The sequence below is a fragment of the Lentzea cavernae genome, from assembly GCF_014653695.1.
Classification (GTDB): domain Bacteria; phylum Actinomycetota; class Actinomycetes; order Mycobacteriales; family Pseudonocardiaceae; genus Lentzea; species Lentzea cavernae.
The window spans coordinates 177,340-193,692 of the sequence record NZ_BNAR01000003.1 but is presented as its reverse complement, the minus strand read 5'-3'; the positions used below and the strand labels follow the sequence as shown (position 1 = coordinate 193,692).

Annotated in this window: 20 protein-coding genes; 9 read left to right on the top strand and 11 right to left on the bottom strand. The window is 69.2% G+C overall.

Annotated elements, in window-relative coordinates:
• The first annotated feature begins 1 nt into the window (after position 1).
• A complete protein-coding gene (locus tag IE307_RS10955; protein WP_229904611.1) occupies positions 2-775 on the top strand; it encodes an HAD family hydrolase in 774 nt (257 codons plus the stop codon).
• Here the strand turns inward: IE307_RS10955 and IE307_RS10950 are convergent.
• The 5 genes from IE307_RS10950 to IE307_RS10930 form a co-directional block, all read right to left on the bottom strand.
• Positions 765-1,109, bottom strand: a complete 345-nt coding sequence (locus IE307_RS10950) for an NYN domain-containing protein (RefSeq protein WP_191297796.1) — start codon at positions 1,107-1,109, stop codon at positions 765-767. The two genes, IE307_RS10955 and IE307_RS10950, sit on opposite strands and share 11 nt — an antisense overlap.
• A 14-nt stretch (positions 1,110-1,123) precedes the next feature.
• The gene (locus IE307_RS10945) at positions 1,124-2,491 is read right to left on the bottom strand and encodes a S28 family serine protease (protein WP_229904610.1); all 1,368 of its coding nucleotides are present in this window, start codon (positions 2,489-2,491) and stop codon (positions 1,124-1,126) included.
• Between the two features lie 52 nt (positions 2,492-2,543).
• A complete protein-coding gene (locus tag IE307_RS10940) occupies positions 2,544-3,395 on the bottom strand; it encodes an NAD(P)-dependent oxidoreductase (RefSeq protein ID WP_229904609.1) in 852 nt (283 codons plus the stop codon).
• A gap of 228 nt (positions 3,396-3,623) precedes the next feature.
• Entirely contained in the window at positions 3,624-3,770 is a 147-nt protein-coding gene (locus IE307_RS10935; protein ID WP_169746017.1) for a hypothetical protein, read from the bottom strand.
• A gap of 159 nt (positions 3,771-3,929) precedes the next feature.
• Complete coding sequence (locus IE307_RS10930; RefSeq protein ID WP_191297794.1) at positions 3,930-5,123, bottom strand: ATP-binding protein; 1,194 nt, start codon at positions 5,121-5,123, stop codon at positions 3,930-3,932.
• Positions 5,124-5,289: 166 nt separating this feature from the next.
• On the opposite strand from IE307_RS10930, the gene IE307_RS10925 reads away from it, so the two are divergent.
• Positions 5,290-5,892 carry an SIMPL domain-containing protein gene (locus IE307_RS10925; RefSeq protein ID WP_229904608.1) on the top strand — a complete coding sequence of 201 codons (603 nt, stop codon included), beginning with the start codon at positions 5,290-5,292 and terminating at the stop codon, positions 5,890-5,892.
• Positions 5,892-6,071, top strand: a complete 180-nt coding sequence (locus tag IE307_RS10920; protein WP_191297792.1) for a hypothetical protein — start codon at positions 5,892-5,894, stop codon at positions 6,069-6,071. The genes IE307_RS10925 and IE307_RS10920 overlap by 1 nt, the downstream gene beginning before the upstream one ends.
• Positions 6,072-6,083: 12 nt before the next feature.
• Here IE307_RS10920 and IE307_RS10915 read toward each other — a convergent pair whose 3' ends face one another.
• Positions 6,084-6,344 (bottom strand): hypothetical protein, encoded by a 261-nt coding sequence (locus IE307_RS10915; protein ID WP_191297791.1) that lies wholly within the window; start codon positions 6,342-6,344, stop codon positions 6,084-6,086.
• An 80-nt stretch (positions 6,345-6,424) separates the two neighbouring features.
• Positions 6,425-7,630, bottom strand: a complete 1,206-nt coding sequence (locus IE307_RS10910) for an acetyl-CoA C-acetyltransferase (RefSeq protein WP_191297790.1) — start codon at positions 7,628-7,630, stop codon at positions 6,425-6,427.
• A gap of 47 nt (positions 7,631-7,677) precedes the next feature.
• Between IE307_RS10910 and IE307_RS10905 the strand changes: the two genes are divergently transcribed.
• Entirely contained in the window at positions 7,678-8,919 is a 1,242-nt protein-coding gene (locus IE307_RS10905; protein WP_229904607.1) for a 3-oxoacyl-ACP reductase, read from the top strand.
• A complete protein-coding gene (locus IE307_RS10900) occupies positions 8,919-9,680 on the top strand; it encodes a MaoC family dehydratase (protein WP_191297788.1) in 762 nt (253 codons plus the stop codon). The genes IE307_RS10905 and IE307_RS10900 overlap by 1 nt, the downstream gene beginning before the upstream one ends.
• On the opposite strand, the gene IE307_RS10895 is transcribed toward IE307_RS10900, so the two are convergent.
• Positions 9,669-10,304 carry a TetR/AcrR family transcriptional regulator gene (locus IE307_RS10895; protein WP_191297787.1) on the bottom strand — a complete coding sequence of 212 codons (636 nt, stop codon included), beginning with the start codon at positions 10,302-10,304 and terminating at the stop codon, positions 9,669-9,671. The two genes, IE307_RS10900 and IE307_RS10895, sit on opposite strands and share 12 nt — an antisense overlap.
• A gap of 103 nt (positions 10,305-10,407) precedes the next feature.
• Between IE307_RS10895 and IE307_RS10890 the strand changes: the two genes are divergently transcribed.
• The 3 genes from IE307_RS10890 to IE307_RS10880 all read left to right on the top strand — a co-directional run bounded on the left by IE307_RS10890 (position 10,408) and on the right by IE307_RS10880 (position 12,758).
• Positions 10,408-11,037, top strand: coding sequence for an SCP2 sterol-binding domain-containing protein (locus IE307_RS10890; RefSeq protein WP_191297786.1), 630 nt, complete (start codon positions 10,408-10,410; stop codon positions 11,035-11,037).
• 10 nt (positions 11,038-11,047) lie between these two features.
• A complete protein-coding gene (locus tag IE307_RS10885) occupies positions 11,048-12,262 on the top strand; it encodes an acyl-CoA dehydrogenase family protein (RefSeq protein WP_191297785.1) in 1,215 nt (404 codons plus the stop codon).
• 112 nt (positions 12,263-12,374) lie between these two features.
• The gene (locus tag IE307_RS10880; RefSeq protein WP_191297784.1) at positions 12,375-12,758 is read left to right on the top strand and encodes a hypothetical protein; all 384 of its coding nucleotides are present in this window, start codon (positions 12,375-12,377) and stop codon (positions 12,756-12,758) included.
• A 3-nt stretch (positions 12,759-12,761) separates the two neighbouring features.
• On the opposite strand, the gene IE307_RS10875 is transcribed toward IE307_RS10880, so the two are convergent.
• Positions 12,762-13,088: a hypothetical protein gene (locus IE307_RS10875; RefSeq protein WP_191297783.1), complete on the bottom strand. Its 327-nt coding sequence runs from the start codon at positions 13,086-13,088 to the stop codon at positions 12,762-12,764.
• Positions 13,089-13,152: 64 nt separating this feature from the next.
• Complete coding sequence (locus IE307_RS10870; protein ID WP_444543458.1) at positions 13,153-14,040, bottom strand: helix-turn-helix domain-containing protein; 888 nt, start codon at positions 14,038-14,040, stop codon at positions 13,153-13,155.
• Between the two features lie 250 nt (positions 14,041-14,290).
• Between IE307_RS10870 and IE307_RS10865 the strand changes: the two genes are divergently transcribed.
• On the top strand, positions 14,291-14,908 hold the full coding sequence (locus tag IE307_RS10865; protein WP_191297781.1) for a hypothetical protein: 618 nt from the start codon (positions 14,291-14,293) through the stop codon (positions 14,906-14,908).
• Positions 14,909-14,960: 52 nt separating this feature from the next.
• Here the strand turns inward: IE307_RS10865 and IE307_RS10860 are convergent, their stop codons facing one another.
• Entirely contained in the window at positions 14,961-16,343 is a 1,383-nt protein-coding gene (locus IE307_RS10860; RefSeq protein WP_191297780.1) for a dihydrolipoamide acetyltransferase family protein, read from the bottom strand.
• Between the last annotated feature and the right edge of the window lie 10 nt (positions 16,344-16,353).

Below are 16,353 nucleotides of genomic sequence, written 5' to 3'. Positions count from 1 at the left end.
GATGATCAGGTTGATCGCGACCGACCTCGACGGCACGCTGCTGCAACCGGGCGGGGTGCTGAGCGATCGCACCCGCGCCACGCTCCACGCCGTCGACGCCGACGTGGTGGTCGTCACGGCGCGGCCGCCGCGGTTCGTGCAGAACCTCGAACTGACCGGCACGGCGATCTGCTCCAACGGCGCGATGATCTACGACCTCACGAACCGCGAGGTCACGCACGCGCAGACGGTGCCGCTCGACGTGGTGCGGAAGGTGTCGGAGGCGCTGGCCGAGGTGATCCCGAACGTCGGCATCGCGGTCGAGACCGGGTTGGAGGTGTTGTCGGAGCCCGGTTTCCAGGGGTTCGGGCCGAAGAATCCACACAGGACGCTGGAGCTGCTCGAGCACGTCTTCGAGGAGGCTCAGCAGGTCGTGCAGATGCTGGCCTGGGCGCCGGACGCCGAGGTCGACCACATGATGGAGATCGCGCGCGAGGCCGTCGGGCAGCACGTCTCCGTGACGCACTCGGGCGGGCTCGGGTTGCTGGAGATCAGCCCGCCGGGCGTCTCGAAGGCCGCCACGCTCGAATCCCTGTGCAACACGAGGGGAATCGGCAAGCACGAGGTCGTCGCGTTCGGGGACATGCCGAACGACCTGTCGGTGCTCGGGTGGGCCGGCACGGCGTACGCGATGGGCAACGCGCACCCGCTCGTGAAGCAGGCCTGCACCAACCACGCGCCGCCGAACACCGAGGACGGGGTCGCTCAGGTGCTCGAAAGCCTCTTCAGGATCTAGGCACCGAGGTGGGTCCGGCCACCTCGGCTCCCAGTGCCGTCACCCGCTGCCGCAGCTCGCGGTCGGCGGTCACGACCGTCACCTGGCGTCCGGCGCCCTCGGTGCGCACCACCTCGACGATCGTGTCGTCGCCCTCTCCTGGAGCGGCGACGACACGGACGTCGTCGATGGAGGAAACGTTGCGCGCCTTGCCTTCCACGACGAGCACGACCTCCTCGTCGCGGCCGCGCAGGGCGTCGCGGAGGCGTTCGGCCGCGCCCGCTCTGTCGCGCCACCACCCGTCGGGGACCGATCCCACGACGTTGGCTGCGTCGACCACGAGCAACGGCTTCACGCCTCCAGCGTGCCTCAGCCCCGGCGGGCTCGCAGCGCGTCCAGCGAGTCCGGACCCTCGTCCACGGCAAGTGCCCCAACGGGAGCGGACGAGACGCCGGCCCAGCGCAGGACGGCGGCCGTCGCGGCAGCGCGTTCCGCCTCGGGCAGTTTCGCGATGTTCGCACCGTGGTTGCCGGCGGGAACCGTGTACGACAGCGAGTCGCGCGTGCCCCACCCGAGGCGGAACGGTTCCGCGCTCCATGGGTCGTTCTGACCGTTCACGAACAGCAGCCGCGAACCCTGGAAACGCACCCACGAGTCGATGTCGCGCATCGCGGACCGGTCGAAGCGCGGGAACTTGATGTCCGGCGACACCATGGAACGCGGCACCGATGATCCTGGGTAGCGCAACAGGTCGCGCATGGCCGACTCGTCCGCCGCGGGCCAGCCGAGCTGCGTGCCCGCCTGGTAGTAGTACGCCGTGTAGGGCGCCACGCCCGCGTCGGTGTAGAAGTCCCAGCCCACAGTGGCTTCGATGAACTTCCAGAGGTCGTCCACCGAAGCACCGGCACCGGGCACGATCGCGCACTGCTCCTGGGTCCCGTACTGCCAGAAGGTGAACGGCGTGTCCAGCACCAGGATCTCCAGCGCCTTGTGCGCGCTGCCGAACTGCTTGTACGTGTAACCCTTGGCTTCGAGCCGCGCCACGAACTCGTCGCGCTGCTGCAGGATCTGCCGTTGCACGCCCTCGAGCCGTCGGTTGCACGTCGGGTCGTTGCCGACCTTGCGGATGAACTCGCCGTAGACGTCGCGGTCGTTCACCACGTCGTTCGGCGCCACGTAGGCGATGGTCGCGTCGACGTCACGCGGGAAGAAGCGGCGGTGGTAGATCGACGTCATGCCGCCCTTGCTGGCACCCGTCGAGAGCCACTTCGCGCCGTAGATCTTCTTGAACGCGACGACGATCTTGTGGTGGTCGTTGGCCGCCTGCCAGATGTTCAGGTCGTCCCAGTCGGCCGGGGTGGGCCGCGAGGGCGCGAAGAACCGCTGCTCGACGCTGATCTGGTTGCCGTCGACGAGCCTCGCGGGCTCGGACGGGCTCGGGCCGGACAGGTTGTAGCCGCTGGTGTGCAACACCATCGGCTTCGACTCAGCCTTGTGCAGCAACGAGAAGCGCTGCTCGAACTTCAGCCCGCGCGGTTTGCGGTGGTCGGCGGGCTGCTGGATGCCGAGGACGAACGTCCGCGCGGTGCCGGACGTCCCCTCGCTGATGATCCGCACACCGGGGACGGCGGCGATGCGGTCTTTGATGTCGGGGGCGGCGGACACCACTGCGGCGGTGGCGGCGACCTGCGCCGATGCCAGGCCGAACGCCAGCAGGGAGCGTACGAGTCTGTTCACCTGGTCAAACTATTGAGCCCGCACGCCCCGCCGGACCGGCCGATCGTCGGGCTTATTCGTAGCTGGCGTAGTAGGACGCGGCCATGTCCTCGTCGCCGTGCCCCGAGGTGACGGCGCGGTTGAGCCTCGCGGCGGACGCCTGCGCCACGTCGAGCCGCACGTTGGCACGGACCCCTGCTTCGTTGACCAGGGACGCGTCCTTCAGGGCGTTCTGCACGGTGAAGGCGGGCGGGAAGGACCGCTCGATGATCGCGTTGCCCTTGGTCTGCAGGTAGGCGCAGTCCATCGCGCCGCCGGACACGGCCTCCAGGAACAGCTTCGGGTCGAGCCCGGACGACTCCGCCAGCGCCACCGCCTCACCGACGGCCGCGGTCAGCGCGAGCACCCAGCTGTTCGCGACCAGCTTCAGCTTCGACGACGCACCGGCCTCGCCGACCCACATCGTGCGGGCGCCGATCACGTCGAACACGGGTTGCACGCGGTCGCGCAGCTCGTCGGCACCGGACGCGAGCACGACGAGTTTGCCCTCCGCCGCAGGCTTGGTGCTGCCGAGCACGGGGGCGTCGACGAACTCGAGCCCGAGTGAGCGGGCGAGCGCGATGTGGTCCTCGGTCGCGTCGACGCCGACCGTGGACGCCTGGATCCACACGGCGTCGTGCGGCAACGACGGCGTGGCGGCCTCGACGGCGGCGGTGACCGCGGGGCCGTCGTTGAGCACCGTCAGCAGGACCTCGACGCCCTCGACGGCGTCCGCGGGCGTGTCCGCGACGGTGGCGCCCTTCGCGGCGAGCGGTTCGGCCTTGGCACGCGTGCGGTTCCAGACGCGGACGTCGTGGCCGGCGGCGGCGAGGTTGGCTGCGATGGGGGCACCCATGAGGCCGGTGCCGAGCACGGCGATCTTCATGGTCCCCAGCAAACAAGAAACCTCGCGGTGCTGCCAGGTCGGGGGTCCGACAGCACCGCGAGGTCAACAGTGACATCGGAAGACCGACGTGCGCTGTTACAACGCCATCATACTGTGGCGTGGATCACGTTTAACAGAATGAAACCCCTGGAGCGCGGGAGGTGCTCCAGGGGTTCCCGATGGGGAGGCACTCGCGACGGGGCGCCGCGCGAGTGCCGGGTCTTCAGATCAGCGGAGGGTGGTGACCTGAGCCTGGGCGATGGCCATCAGCTCGTGACGCATGGACGGGGTGGTCGCCATGTCGATCGCGCGAGCCACGGCCTTCCGGTTGCGCGCCTCGGCACGGCGGGCGCGGAGCTTCGCTGCGAAGTTCATCTCGGTCTGCACTTCCCTCTGTGAGGTCCTGTTGGGCTGGTGACTTAAGTATGCACCTCTCCAGGCGTAAACGCACGTGATTATCCGGTGAGGTGGGGCACATGCCGATGAATCATCGGCTGACAACGTGGACGGCCGGACAACGACGGGTAGCCGCCGTCACTCCTCCCGGCCGAGCAGGAATCGCCCGAAGTGGGGAACGGTGAAGGCGATCTGTCCCCGCTCCGCGCTGTAGACCAGGCCTTTCTTGATGAGCGAGTCCCGTGCGGGCGACAGCGACGAGGGCTTGCGGCCCAGGTGGTCGGCCACCTGGGCGGTGTTGACGCCCGCATCCTTTCCGTCGGTCAACTCGGCCATCGACCGGAGATACTCGCGTTCAGCGGGCGTCGCACGCTCGTATCGGGAGCCGAAGAAGCCCACGGCCAGCTCCGCGTCGGCCTCCGGAGCGGCCACGGAGACGTCCAGCGCGGTGATCGGATCGGCCGGTGCGGCGTCCCAGGCGGCCTTGCCGTAGGCCTGGATGAAGTACGGGTAGCCACCGGACGCGTCGAAGAGCGCGTCGAGCGCCTCGTCGGTGATGCCCGCGTCCTCGCGTTCGACCGGGGCCAGCACGGCGCGGTCGGCGTCCTCCCGGCTGAGCCGGTCGATGCGGACGTAGCGGAAGAGGCGCTCCGAGTACGACTTGCTGGCGCTCAGCACCGCGGGCAGGTGCGGCAGGCCCGCGCCGACGACCACCAGCGGTGCGCCGATCTGCGAGAGCTCGTGGCACGCCGCGCACAACGCGCTGATGTCGTCGGGCTTGAGGTCCTGCATCTCGTCGATGAGCAGCGCGACCCCGGTGCCGACGTCCTGCGCGAGCTCGGCGACGTCGGTGAACAGCTCCACCAGGTCGATCTCGATGTCACCGGAGTCCGCGCGGCCCGACGCGGCGGGCACGTCGATGCCGGGCTGCCAGCGGTCGCGCAGCTTGGCGCCGTCCGGGGCGGCTCTCAGGGCGAACGCCTTCAGGATGCCGAGGATCGCCTCGACCCGGTCCGGTGCGCGGTGCCGGACCGCGAGGTCGCGGATCGCCCGGTGCAGCGCGGCGCTCAAAGGCCTTCTGAGGTCGGCGTCGGGCCTCGCCTCGACCTTGCCCGCGCCCCAGCCGCGCTTGACGGCCATCGACCGCAGCTCGCCGAGCAGCACCGTCTTGCCGACGCCCCGCAGCCCCGTCAGCACGAGGCTGCGTTCGGGACGGCCGCGGGCCACGCGCTCGAGCACCACCTCGAACGCACCGACCTCTTTGTCCCGGCCGGCGAGCTCAGGAGGCCGCTGGCCAGCACCGGGAGCGAACGGGTTGCGCACCGGGTCCATGGTTCGCACCGTATCCGCGTTTCTAGCGGGGTCCCTAGAGACGCGCAGACCGACCTCGAAGTGCGGCCGGATGCCGCTGTATTGGTCTGTCTAGTGATGGAGCAATAGAGCCGAATAGTTGCGGATGGACCGGCATGCCGGTTGGCTGGCCGATATGGCTGAAGTCGTGACGAAGGGGACTGGCGAGGTCGAGCGGACCGCTGACCGCGCCCAGGTGGACGTGACGTTCGAGGCTCTCGGCGCCGAACGCTCAGAGGCGGTGAGCACGCTCAACCAGCGCATCTCCGCGATCGAGCCCCTGCTCGAGGAGTTCGAGGTGCGCTCGCGCCAGCTGTCCGCGCACGACAACTGGGACAACAACCAGCGGGTCGGCAGCCGCGCGTCGCAGCAGTACGTGATCTGGGTGAAGGACCTGGACCGCCTCGACGCGCTGCTCGGCGAACTCGTCCAGGCCGAACCGTCCTGGATCAACGGCCCGTCGTGGACGCTCGTCGACGACACCGAGGCCATCCGCGAGGCTCAGCGCGAGGCCGTGGCTGATGCGTTGCGACGCGCCGAGGGGTACGCCTCCGCACTGGGGCGGCGGCTCGGGCCGTTGCTGCGCATCGGTGACACCGAGGGTGGCGCGCACTACCAGCCGCGGATGATGAGCGGCGCCGCGTCGTTCGAGATGGCCGGGCCCGCCGGGATGGTCGACCAGCTGAACCTGAAGGCGCAGCAGATCACCGTGTCGGCGTCGTGCACCGCCGCGTGGTCGTTGCTCGACTGATGCAAACGGCGCTGGTTCTCGGCATCAGTGGAGTGGTGCTGCTGTTCCTGGTGGTCTTCACGGCCCTGGTGCTGCTCGGGCGGCGGGCGCGGCGGGGACGCCTGGAGGGGCGGTACACCTATAGCGCCAAGCCGAACGGCACGTACGACAACTCGTCGTCGTCGCATCCCGGCACGTGACGGCGTCGATCGCTAGTCGCCGTTGAGCGACTCCATCGCGTTGTGCACCGCGACGGCATCGCGGTCGCCCGGACGTGCCGTGAGCCAGCGCCTGAGCCACTCGACGCGCCGCCGGGCGGCTGCGGCCAGCGTCAGCGTGATGTAGGCGCGGCGTTCCCACTCGCGCGCCGACCTCATGGCGTCGGCGGCCGGTCGCCATTCGTCCCTGATGGTGCCGGTGAGCGCCCTTGCCAGCACCGGGTCTCTCTCGGGATCGACTTGCAGGTCGTGCATGTGCCCCACCCCCAGAACCGCCGCGCTGCGGTCCACTGAGTGTGCATGAGAGACCCTCGACTTCGGCAAGACTTAGTGCGTCACCGTTCCAGAATCGCAGTGATCCCCTGGCCGCCGGCCGCGCAGATGGACACGAACCCGCGTCCGCTTCCCCTCTGGTGCAACAGCTTCGCCAGGGTCGCGACGATGCGGGCGCCGGTGGCGGCGAACGGGTGGCCTGCCGCCAGCGACGAGCCGTTGACGTTCAGCTTCGCCCTGTCGATCTCGCCGAGCTCCTTCTCCCAGGCCTTCAGGGTGGCGAGGACCTGGGACGCGAACGCCTCGTGCACCTCGTAGAAGTCGAAGTCCTGCAGCGTGAGGCCCGCCTTGTCGAGCATGCGCGGTGCGGCGTGCACGGGAGCCATGAGCAGGCCCTCGTCGCCGTGCACGTAGTCGACGGCGGCGGTCTCGGCGAACGTCAGGTGGGCGAGGACCGGGAGGTTCCGCGCGGCGGCCCACTCCTCGGTGGCGAGCAGGACCGCGGAGGCGCCGTCGGAGAGTGGCGTCGAGTTGCCGGCGGTCATCGTGTCGCCGAAGACGGGCTTGAGCTTGGCGAGCTTCTCGGGGCTGCTGTCCGGGCGGAGGTTCTGGTCGCGGGTCAGGCCGAGGTACGGGGTGACGAGGTCGTCGAAGAAGCCCTCGTCGTAGGCGCGGGCGAGGTTGCGGTGGCTGCGCGCGGTGAGCTCGTCCTGGTCCTCGCGCGTGATGCCGTACTCGGCGGCCGTGATGGCCGCGTGCTCGCCCATCGACTTGCCGGTGCGCGGTTCGCCGTTGCGCGGGAGGTGCGGGACGACGTGACCGGGGCGCAGCTTGGTCAGCAGGCTGATCTTGCGCGTGCGGTTGAACTCCAGCAGGAGCTTGCGGAAGTTCTCGTTCACGCCGATCGGGGCGTCGCTGGTGGTGTCGACACCGCCCGCGATGCCGGACTCGATCTGGCCGAGCGCGATCTTGTTGGCGACGGCGATGATGGCCTGCAGACCGGTGCCGCACGCCTGCTGGAGGTCGTACGCGGGCGTTTCCGGGCTGAGCCTGCTGCCCAGCACCGACTCGCGGACGAGGTTGAAGTCGCGCGAGTGCTTGAGCACGGCGCCTCCGACCACCTCGCCGAGGCGTTCGCCCTGCAGGCCGAAGCGGCTGACCAGGCCGTCGAGCACCGCCGTGAACATGTCCTGGTTCGACGCGGTGGCATACGGGCCGTTCGAGCGGGCGAACGGGATGCGGTTGCCGCCGATGATCGCTACTCGCATGCCCCCATACTACCTACTAGCGGGTAGACTTACTAGCGAGTAGGTTGTTGCTCGTGGACAGGTACCAGAAGTTCGCGACGTCCGGGCTCGGTCGCCAGCTCGTGCGCAGGCTCGGCCTGCCGAACCCCCACCCACTGCGCCGCGACGCCGCACCGGCCACGCCGGTGTTGATCGGCGGCGCCACCCGGCTGCCCTTCCTGAAGCAGCTGGAAACAGGGCCCGCCCCCTACGGCGCGCTCGTGTTCGACGCCTCTGAGATCTCCGCGGTCGGCGATCTGCGGCAGCTGCACGAGTTCTTCCACCCGGCGATCACGCAGCTCGGGCCGTGCGGACGGGTGGTCGTCATCGGGCGGTCGCCGGATTCCATCGCGCAACGGGCGCTCGAGGGCTTCGTGCGGTCGGTCGGCAAGGAGCTGCGCCGCGGTGGCACGGCGAACCTCGTGTACGTCGCGGAAGGCGCCGAGGACGGGGTCGAGTCGACGCTGCGGTTCCTCCTGTCGGGACAGTCCGCGTACGTGTCCGGACAGGTCGTCCACGTCTCCGGAAACTCTCCCGCCGGCACGTTGCAGGGCAAGGTCGCGCTGGTCACGGGTGCCTCGCGGGGCATCGGCGAAGCCATCGCGACCACTCTCGCCCGCGACGGCGCCCATGTCGTCTGCCTCGACGTGCCCGCAGCGGGTGACGAGCTCTCTAAGGTCGCGAACTCCATCAGCGGTTCGGCGTTGCAGCTCGACATCACCGGCGATCCCGCACGGCTGACCTCCTACCTGCTGGAACGGCACGGCGGCGTCGACGTCGTCGTGCACAACGCGGGCATCACGCGCGACAAGACGTTGGCGCGCATGGACTCCTCTCAGTGGGACTCGGTGCTGGAGGTCAACCTCGCCTGCCAGGAGCGGATCAACGACGCGCTGATCCACGGCGGCGTGCTGCGCGGCGGCGGGCGGATCGTCGGGGTGTCGTCCATCGCCGGGATCGCGGGCAACGTCGGCCAGACCAACTACGCCACGTCGAAGGCGGGCGTGATCGGGATGGTGAACACCCTGGCTCCGGTGCTGGCCGCGCGCGGGTCCACGTTCAACGCCGTGGCGCCCGGTTTCATCGAGACGAAGATGACCGCCGCGGTGCCGTTCGCGACGCGCGAGGTCGGGCGGCGGATGAACAGCCTGTCGCAGGGCGGGTTGCCGGTCGACGTCGCGGAGACCGTGGCGTGGTTCGCGTCGCCGGGTTCCGGTGGCGTGAACGGCAACGTCGTGCGGGTGTGCGGCCAGATGCTGCTGGGGGCCTGATGTTGCTGCGCGCCGCCCTCACGTCGTTCCGGCGCGGGGACACGCTTGCCGCCCCACCGGTTTCGGTCGCCGTCGAGGTCTCGTTGAAGCACCTGGCGGCCTACAACGACGTGTGCGGCTTCGGGCTGCGCGACGCGCTGCCGTTGACCTACCCGCACGTGCTGGGCTTCCCGCTGCAGATGAGGCTCATGTCCGGCGCCGGGTTCCCCTTCCCGCTGCCGGGTCTCGTGCACGTCGCGAACCGGATCACGCAGTCGCGCCCGCTGACGTGGGACGAGCCGCTCGAGATCACGGTGTCCGCGCGCGACCTCCGGCCGCACCCGCAGGGCACCCAGGTCGACGTGGTGACGTCGGTTTCCGGTGCCTGGGAAGGGGTGTCGACCTACCTGCGGCGCTCCGGCGGGTCTCCGGGCTCCGGTGAGGAGCTGCCACGACCGGCCGGTTCGGCGGTGTGGCGGGTGCCGGCGGACATCGGGCGGCGCTACGGCGCGGCGTCCGGCGACCGGAACCCGATCCACCTGCACCCGTTGAGCGCCAAGCTGTTCGGCTTCCCGCGCGCGATCGCGCACGGGATGTGGACGAAGGCGCGCTGCCTGGCGGCGCTGGAGGGGCGTCTTCCCGAGGCCGTGACGGTCGACGTCCGGTTCAAGAAGCCGCTGCTGATCCCCGGTCGCGTCGAGTTCTCCGCCGGTGAGACCGCTGATGGCTGGGAGTTCGCCGTGTGGGGCAAGGGACCCCACCTGCTGGGCTCAGCGACGTGACGGTGGATGCCACACGTTGCCGTCGACCAGGTCGCCGAAGCCCATCCACACGAGGTTCATGAGACGGGCCGCGACGACGCCGGCGGGTTCCTCGGGGTGGTCGAGCCACCAGTCCGCGAGCGACTCGCCAGCCCCGACCAGTGCGGCGGCCAGCGACTCGGCCTCGAGCTTGGTCGCCGGCGCCTTCGTCGACTGGGTGAGCAGCGCCGCGACCAGCGACACCGCGCGGGCGCGCATGTCCATGAGCTCCACCGCGAACGGCCCGCCCTGGTTCGACGCCTGCCGGTGCAGGACCATCCAGCTCGCCCGGTTCTCGCCGACGAACCCGAAGAACGCCCGCAGACCGCTCCACAGCTGCACGTCGGGTTCCTGGTCGGGCTCGACGCCCGTGGCGATCGCCTCCATCATGCGGGTGGCCTCGCGCCGGATGCACGTCGCGAACAGCTCTTCCTTCGAGCCGAGGTAGGCGTAGAGCATCGGCTTCGAGATGCCCGCGACCTCGGAGATCTCGTCCATCGAGGCCGAGTGGAAGCCGAGCCGAGAGAACACGTCGACGGCGGCGTCCATGATCTGGCGCTCACGCACCGCGCGTGGCAAGCGCTTGGCTCGACCTTCTGTGCGCATCTCTACCCCTCAGTTCGGATCCGCAAGATTATCCGATCGGCTTGCCGCTCTATCTACTCATCAGTAGTCTTACTCGCGAGTAGGTACCAGGAGGTGTCCCACCATGACGCTCGACCTCACCACCGAGGCGATCGCGAAGCTCTCCCCGGCCGAGCTGATCAGCACGCTGGAGCAGATCTCTCCGGACGACCCCGCGCTGAAGGACGTCGACATCGACGTCATCGCCCGCGGCATCGACCCGAAGAAGCTGGGCAAGGACGACTTCGCGGCACTGCTCAGGGCGTTGGGCGCGCTGGCGGACGGCGGCGCGGACCTCGACCTGTCGAAGATGGACCCGTCCAACTTCGCCCGCATCATCTCCCGCGCCTCGAAGGACCAGATCGAGGCCGTCGTGGCCGACCCCGCGCTGCGCGTGCGCGTGCTGGACGAGGTGTTCCGGCGCATGGAGGTCCACTTCCGCGCGGACCGCGCCGGCGCAACGAAGGCCGTCGTGCACTTCCACGTGCTCGAGGACGTCTACGAGGCCATCATCGAGAACGCCGAGTGCACGATCAACAAGGGCGTGACGCGCGAGGCCCGTGCCATCGTGACGCTGACGCCCGCCGACTTCCTCAAGCTCGCGACCGGCAACGCCTCCGCCCCCGTGCTGTTCATGACGGGCAAGCTGAAGGTCAAGGGCGACCTGGGGTTCGCGGCCGGGTTCATGAGCCTGTTCAACATCCCGAAGGCTTAGGAGACTTCTTGTGGGTGGCTTCTCGCTCGAGCTGAACGAAGACCAGACGGACCTGCGCGACTGGGTGCACGGCTTCGCCCGCGACGTGATCAGGCCGGCGGCCTCCGAGTGGGACGAGCGCGAGGAAACGCCGTGGCCGGTGATCCAGGAGGCGGCGAAGATCGGCCTCTACGGCTTCGAAGCCCTCGCGACCTGGTTCGCCGACCCCATCGGGTTGTCGTTGCCGATCGCCACGGAAGAGCTGTTCTGGGGCGACGCCGGCATCGCGCTTTCGTTGATGGGCACCGGATTGGCCGTCGCCGGCATCTTCGCGGGCGGCGAGCCCGAACAGCTGGCCGAGTGGGTACCGGAGTGCTTCGGCGACGAGTCGGACCCCAAGCTCGCCGCCTTCTGCGCCTCCGAACCCCAGGCGGGCTCCGACGTGGCGGGCTACCGGACGCGGGCCCGCTACGACGAGGCGACTGACGAGTGGGTGCTCAACGGCCAGAAGGCGTGGGCCACCAACGGCGGCATCGCCAACGTCCACGTCGTCACCGCCGTCGTGGACCCCGCCCTGGGCTCACGCGGCCAGGCCGGTTTCATCATTCCCCCTGGCACGCCGGGCTTGTCGTCCCCCGGGAAGATCAAGAAGCACGGCATGCGTGCGTCACACACGGCCGATGTGTTCCTGGACGACGTGCGGGTGCCTGGGCGTTGCGTGCTCGGCGGTCGCGAACGGCTGGAGGCTCGGCTCGCACGCGCTCGTGAGGGTCTTCGCGCAGGTGGCCAGGCCGCGATGGCGACGTTCGAGACCACGCGCCCGACGGTTGGCGCGATGGCCGTCGGTGTCGCCCGTGCCGCCTACGACTACTCGCTGGAGTACGCGAAGGACCGCGAGGCGTTCGGGCGCAAGATCATCGAGAACCAGTCGATCGCGTTCGACCTCGCGAACATGCGGATGGAGATCGACGCGTCCCGGCTGCTTGTGTGGCGCGCGGCGTGGATGGGGCGCAACAACGTTCCGTTCACCGCGGGCGAGGGGTCGATGTCGAAGCTCAAGGCGTCCGAGGTGTCGGTGTGGGCGACCGAGCGGGCGATCCACATCCTGGGTGGGGCCGGGTACACCCGTGAACACCCGGTGGAGCGGATGCACCGGGACGCGAAGATCTTCACCATTTTTGAAGGCACGTCGGAGATTCAGCGGCTCGTGGTGTCGCGGATGATCTCGGGCATGCAGATCAAGTGACGCCTTGCTGATGTGGCCCGCCGTTCCCCTGAACCGGCGGGCCACTCGCACAAGGATCAACCTCAGCGGTTATGGCCCGGTGAACGACCTGGTGGTCCTAGGGTCGTAAAACATGAGACCGTCTCAATTACAGTGGGCCTCGCTCCTGGTGATCTTCATCAACGCCGGCGTCATCCTGACCGGGCTCCTGATCGGCAGCCCGGCGCTGCCGAGGGCGGCGAACATCGTGCTGGTGGTGATCTCCGTGGCGCTCATGCTGATCACGCGGCTGAAGGTCGGCAACGCCATCGACGTCAAGACGATGACCCGGCCGGTGTGGGCGTTCGCGGTGGGAGTGGTCGCGTTCTTCGGTGGTGCCTTGCTCTTCGCGATCCCGTTGCTGAACGAGCAGCTGCAGAACGACCCGGTCGCGAACCAGCGCGGGTGGGCGGGGCTCGCCCTCTCGTTCGCGGGCGGCACGCTGCTGTACGCCGGGCTTCGCCGGAACGACATGTAACCGCTAAAGGGGCAGGCTCAGGACCGTGCGCACTCGCGGCAGCTCGCGGCGGTGCACTGCCAGCAGCACGGTGTCGTGCGGGCGGCGGAAGTGCAGCACCACGAAGTTCGGGTGCGGCGGGTCTTGGTCGACGATCTGCTCGACGCGGCCCTCGGCGTCGCTGAAGATGATCCGCTCGTCCCAGATGAGCCTGGTGGGTCCGAAGTACAGCTCGCCCTCCTGCCACTCGCCGCCCAGGAAGACGTCCGCGTCCCCGCGCGTGTGGTCTTCTCCGCTCGGCCCGAACGCTTCGCCGAACACGCTCCCCAGGATTTCGAACAGTGCAGACATAACGAACCCCCTTCGTTGCTACAGGAACGAGCTGGGCGCCCAGCTGGTTCCCGTGCGTGGAGGTCTAGCCGAACGGCTGGCCGGCTTCGCGCAGCCAGGCGCGCTCACGTGAGTGGTCCGGCATGGCGGGCCAGCCGTTGATCTTCGCGATCAGCACCCAGTACCGCTCGGCACGCGGGTCCGCGAAGTCGGACAGCTCGCGCAGCTTCGCCACGAGGCTCTCGTCGTTCGGCAGGTTGAGCGCCTCCGCCCAGTTGGCGTTCACGCGGGCCACAACCTCTTGTGCCGCTTCGGACTCCGGCGCGATCCCGGCGTCGATGGCCTCGCGGGCCTGGGCGATGGCGAAGTTGAACGCCTCCATCTGCCCGTCTCCGGGCGGGCCCATGTCCGCGCCGCTGCGGCGCTGTTCCTCGTGCTGATGGGACATCCGCTTGACCGCGGCGCGGAAGTCCTCGTCCTGCACGAGCTTCGCGAGCTCGACCCACGCCTCCAGCTGCTCGGTCGACGGGTCGTCCGGCAGCTCGACGCGCACGGAGCGCATGTGCTGCTCGAACTGCGGATCCAGCTCGTAGGGCCCGAACACCTCCTCGAAGAAGTCGTCGAGGATGCGCTGGCGCTCCTCGTCCGACATGCGTGCCAACTCGTTCATCAGTTCCATCTCCCCTCCCTTGGCGACGGCGCGCAGTACGGCCCGCCTGAGCCGCAACGTCTTCATCTGCGCGTCGATCGCATCTGCGTGTGCACGCGCCACGTCGGTCATCGACACCTCGCGGGCCAGCACCTTGCCGGCGGTCGGCAGGTCCACGCCCAGGTCTCTCAGGGTGCGGACGAGCTTCAGCCTCGCCAGGGCGTCGGCGTCGTAGGTGCGGTAGCCGCCGGTGGTCCTGTCCGTGGGCGGGATGAGGCCCGAGTCGGAGTAGAACCTGATGGTGCGGACGGTGAGTCCGGTCATCCTGGCCAGCTCGCCGATCTGGTAGCGCGTCACGGGACCTACTGTGCAGTCTCCAGTTGCTGGAGGGTCAACCTGATTAACCGAACGGGTGGCTGACCCAGTTGGACCGAACGCCCTAGTGACGGAGCCGCACGACCTGTGGAACCGTGGATCGCGTCGGTATCGCCTGGGGGGCAATCATCGATTCACGGCCTTCGCTGAAGGTCCTGTTCGACGTGCGCCGACCTGCTGATTGGTTCTGGGGGAATCAATGCGTTCTGTTTCGCATGCATCGAAAACCGTCATCAGCTGCATCGGGCTCGTCGCCGCGTTGCTCGGCGCCGGGGCCGGGGCCGCGAGCGCCGAGGCGTCAGGCCCGGCGACCACCGTGGACGAAGCGGTGCGGCAGGCCGGCATCATCGCTGGCGTCATCGCGGACCTGCCGCCCGAGGTGGTCGAAAGCGCCACTCCGTCTGTCTGCTTCAGCGGCCACGTCCAGGACATCGGCTGGCAGCCCTGGATGTGCGACGACGACGGCAACTGGGCCTTCGCGGGTACCACCGGCAACGGTCTCAGGCTCGAAGCGCTCCGGGTCGCCCCATCGGGCACAGGTGGGGTGACCTGCGTGCAGGCACACGTTCAGAACCAGGGTTGGCAACCTTCGAAGTGCGTCCACGACAACACCTACACGGAGATCGGCACGGTCGGCCTGGGCCTGCGGATGGAGGCGCTCTCGTTCAGCAGCAGCACCCGGACCACGTGCGCGGAAGCCCACATGCAGAGCTACGGCTGGCTGGGCAACCAGTGTGCGCCGGCCGGCCAGGCCACCGTCGTCGGCATCGCGAGCCTGGGCCTGCGCATGGAGGCCGTCGAGGGCAAGATCGACTAGACGGTGGAGCGAGGTCGTGGGTGTTTCCGGCGGAAACACCCACGACCTGTTCTCAGTACGTCATCGCGATGCCCGGCTCGGCCAGCAGCGCGCCGACGTCGGCCAGGAACTGCGAACCCTGCTGCCCGTCGACCACGCGGTGGTCGAAGGAGAGCGCGAGCTGGCAGATCTTGCGGATCTTGATCTCGCCGTCCACTACCCACGGCATGTCGCGGATCGCGCCGAGGGCGAGGATCGCGGACTCGCCGGGGTTGAGGATCGGCGTGCCGGTGTCGACGCCGAAGACGCCGACGTTGGTGATCGTGATGGTGCCGTTCATCATGTCCGCGGGGGACGTCTTGCCGTCGCGGGCGACGGTGGCGAGTTCGTCCAGTGCGACCGCGAGTTCCTTGAGAGACATGCGGTCTGCGTCTCGGACCTTCGGGACCACGAGGCCTCGTGGCGTTGCCGCCGCGATGCCCAGGTGGACGTAGTCCTTGTAGACGATCTCGTTGGCCGCTGCGTCCCAGGTGGCGTTGACGTCCGGGGTGCGACGGGCCGCGAGGATGATCGCCTTGGCGCAGAACGCCAGTGGCGTCAGCTTCACGCCGCGGAACTCCGGCGCGTTCTTCAGGCGAGCGCGCAGTTCCATCATCGGGGTGACGTCGACCGTCAGGAACTCGGTGACGTGCGGGGCGGTGAACGCGCTGTCGACCATGGCCTGCGCGGTCGCCTTGCGGACGCCCTTGATGGGCACCCGGCGTTCGCGCGTGCCGTTGTCCACAGAGGACACCGCAGCCGCCGGAGCGGCCGGGGTGGAGACGGCGGTTTCGACGTCCTCGCGGGTGATCACGCCGTTGGGGCCGGAGCCCGTCAGGGCGTGCAGGTCGACGCCGAGGTCCTTGGCGAGCTTGCGCACCGGCGGCTTGGCCAGCGGCACGTAACCGCCGGGAGCCACCGGAGCCGGAGCCTGGACCACGGGCGCCGCGACCGGAACGGGCGCGGGAGCCGGCGGGGCCACGACGGCCGCGGCGGGTGCGGGTGCGCCGGAGTCCTTGCGGGCGCGGCGTTTCGCGGTGCCGGACTTCGGGCCGTAGCCGACGAGCGTCGCGATGCGCCCGCCCGGCATCTCCTCGCCGATCTTGCCGGACGAGGTGCCGTTCGCCTCTGCCGCAACGGGAGCGGGAGCGGCGGGTGCGGCCGCGCCGCCGGGGTCGGTGTCGATCGTGATGATCGGGACGCCGACCTCGACGGTCTGGCCGGGCTCGGCCAGCAGTTCCGTCACGACGCCTGCCCACGGGCACGGCAGCTCGACGGCGGCCTTGGCCGTCTCGATCTCGACGATGATCTGGTTGACCGTGACGGTGTCACCCGGCTTGACGTGCCAGGTGAGGATCTCGGCCTCGGTCAGCCCCTCTGCCGTGTCGGGCAGGGGGAATTGCTTGTACTGCGGCATTTCCGGTTGT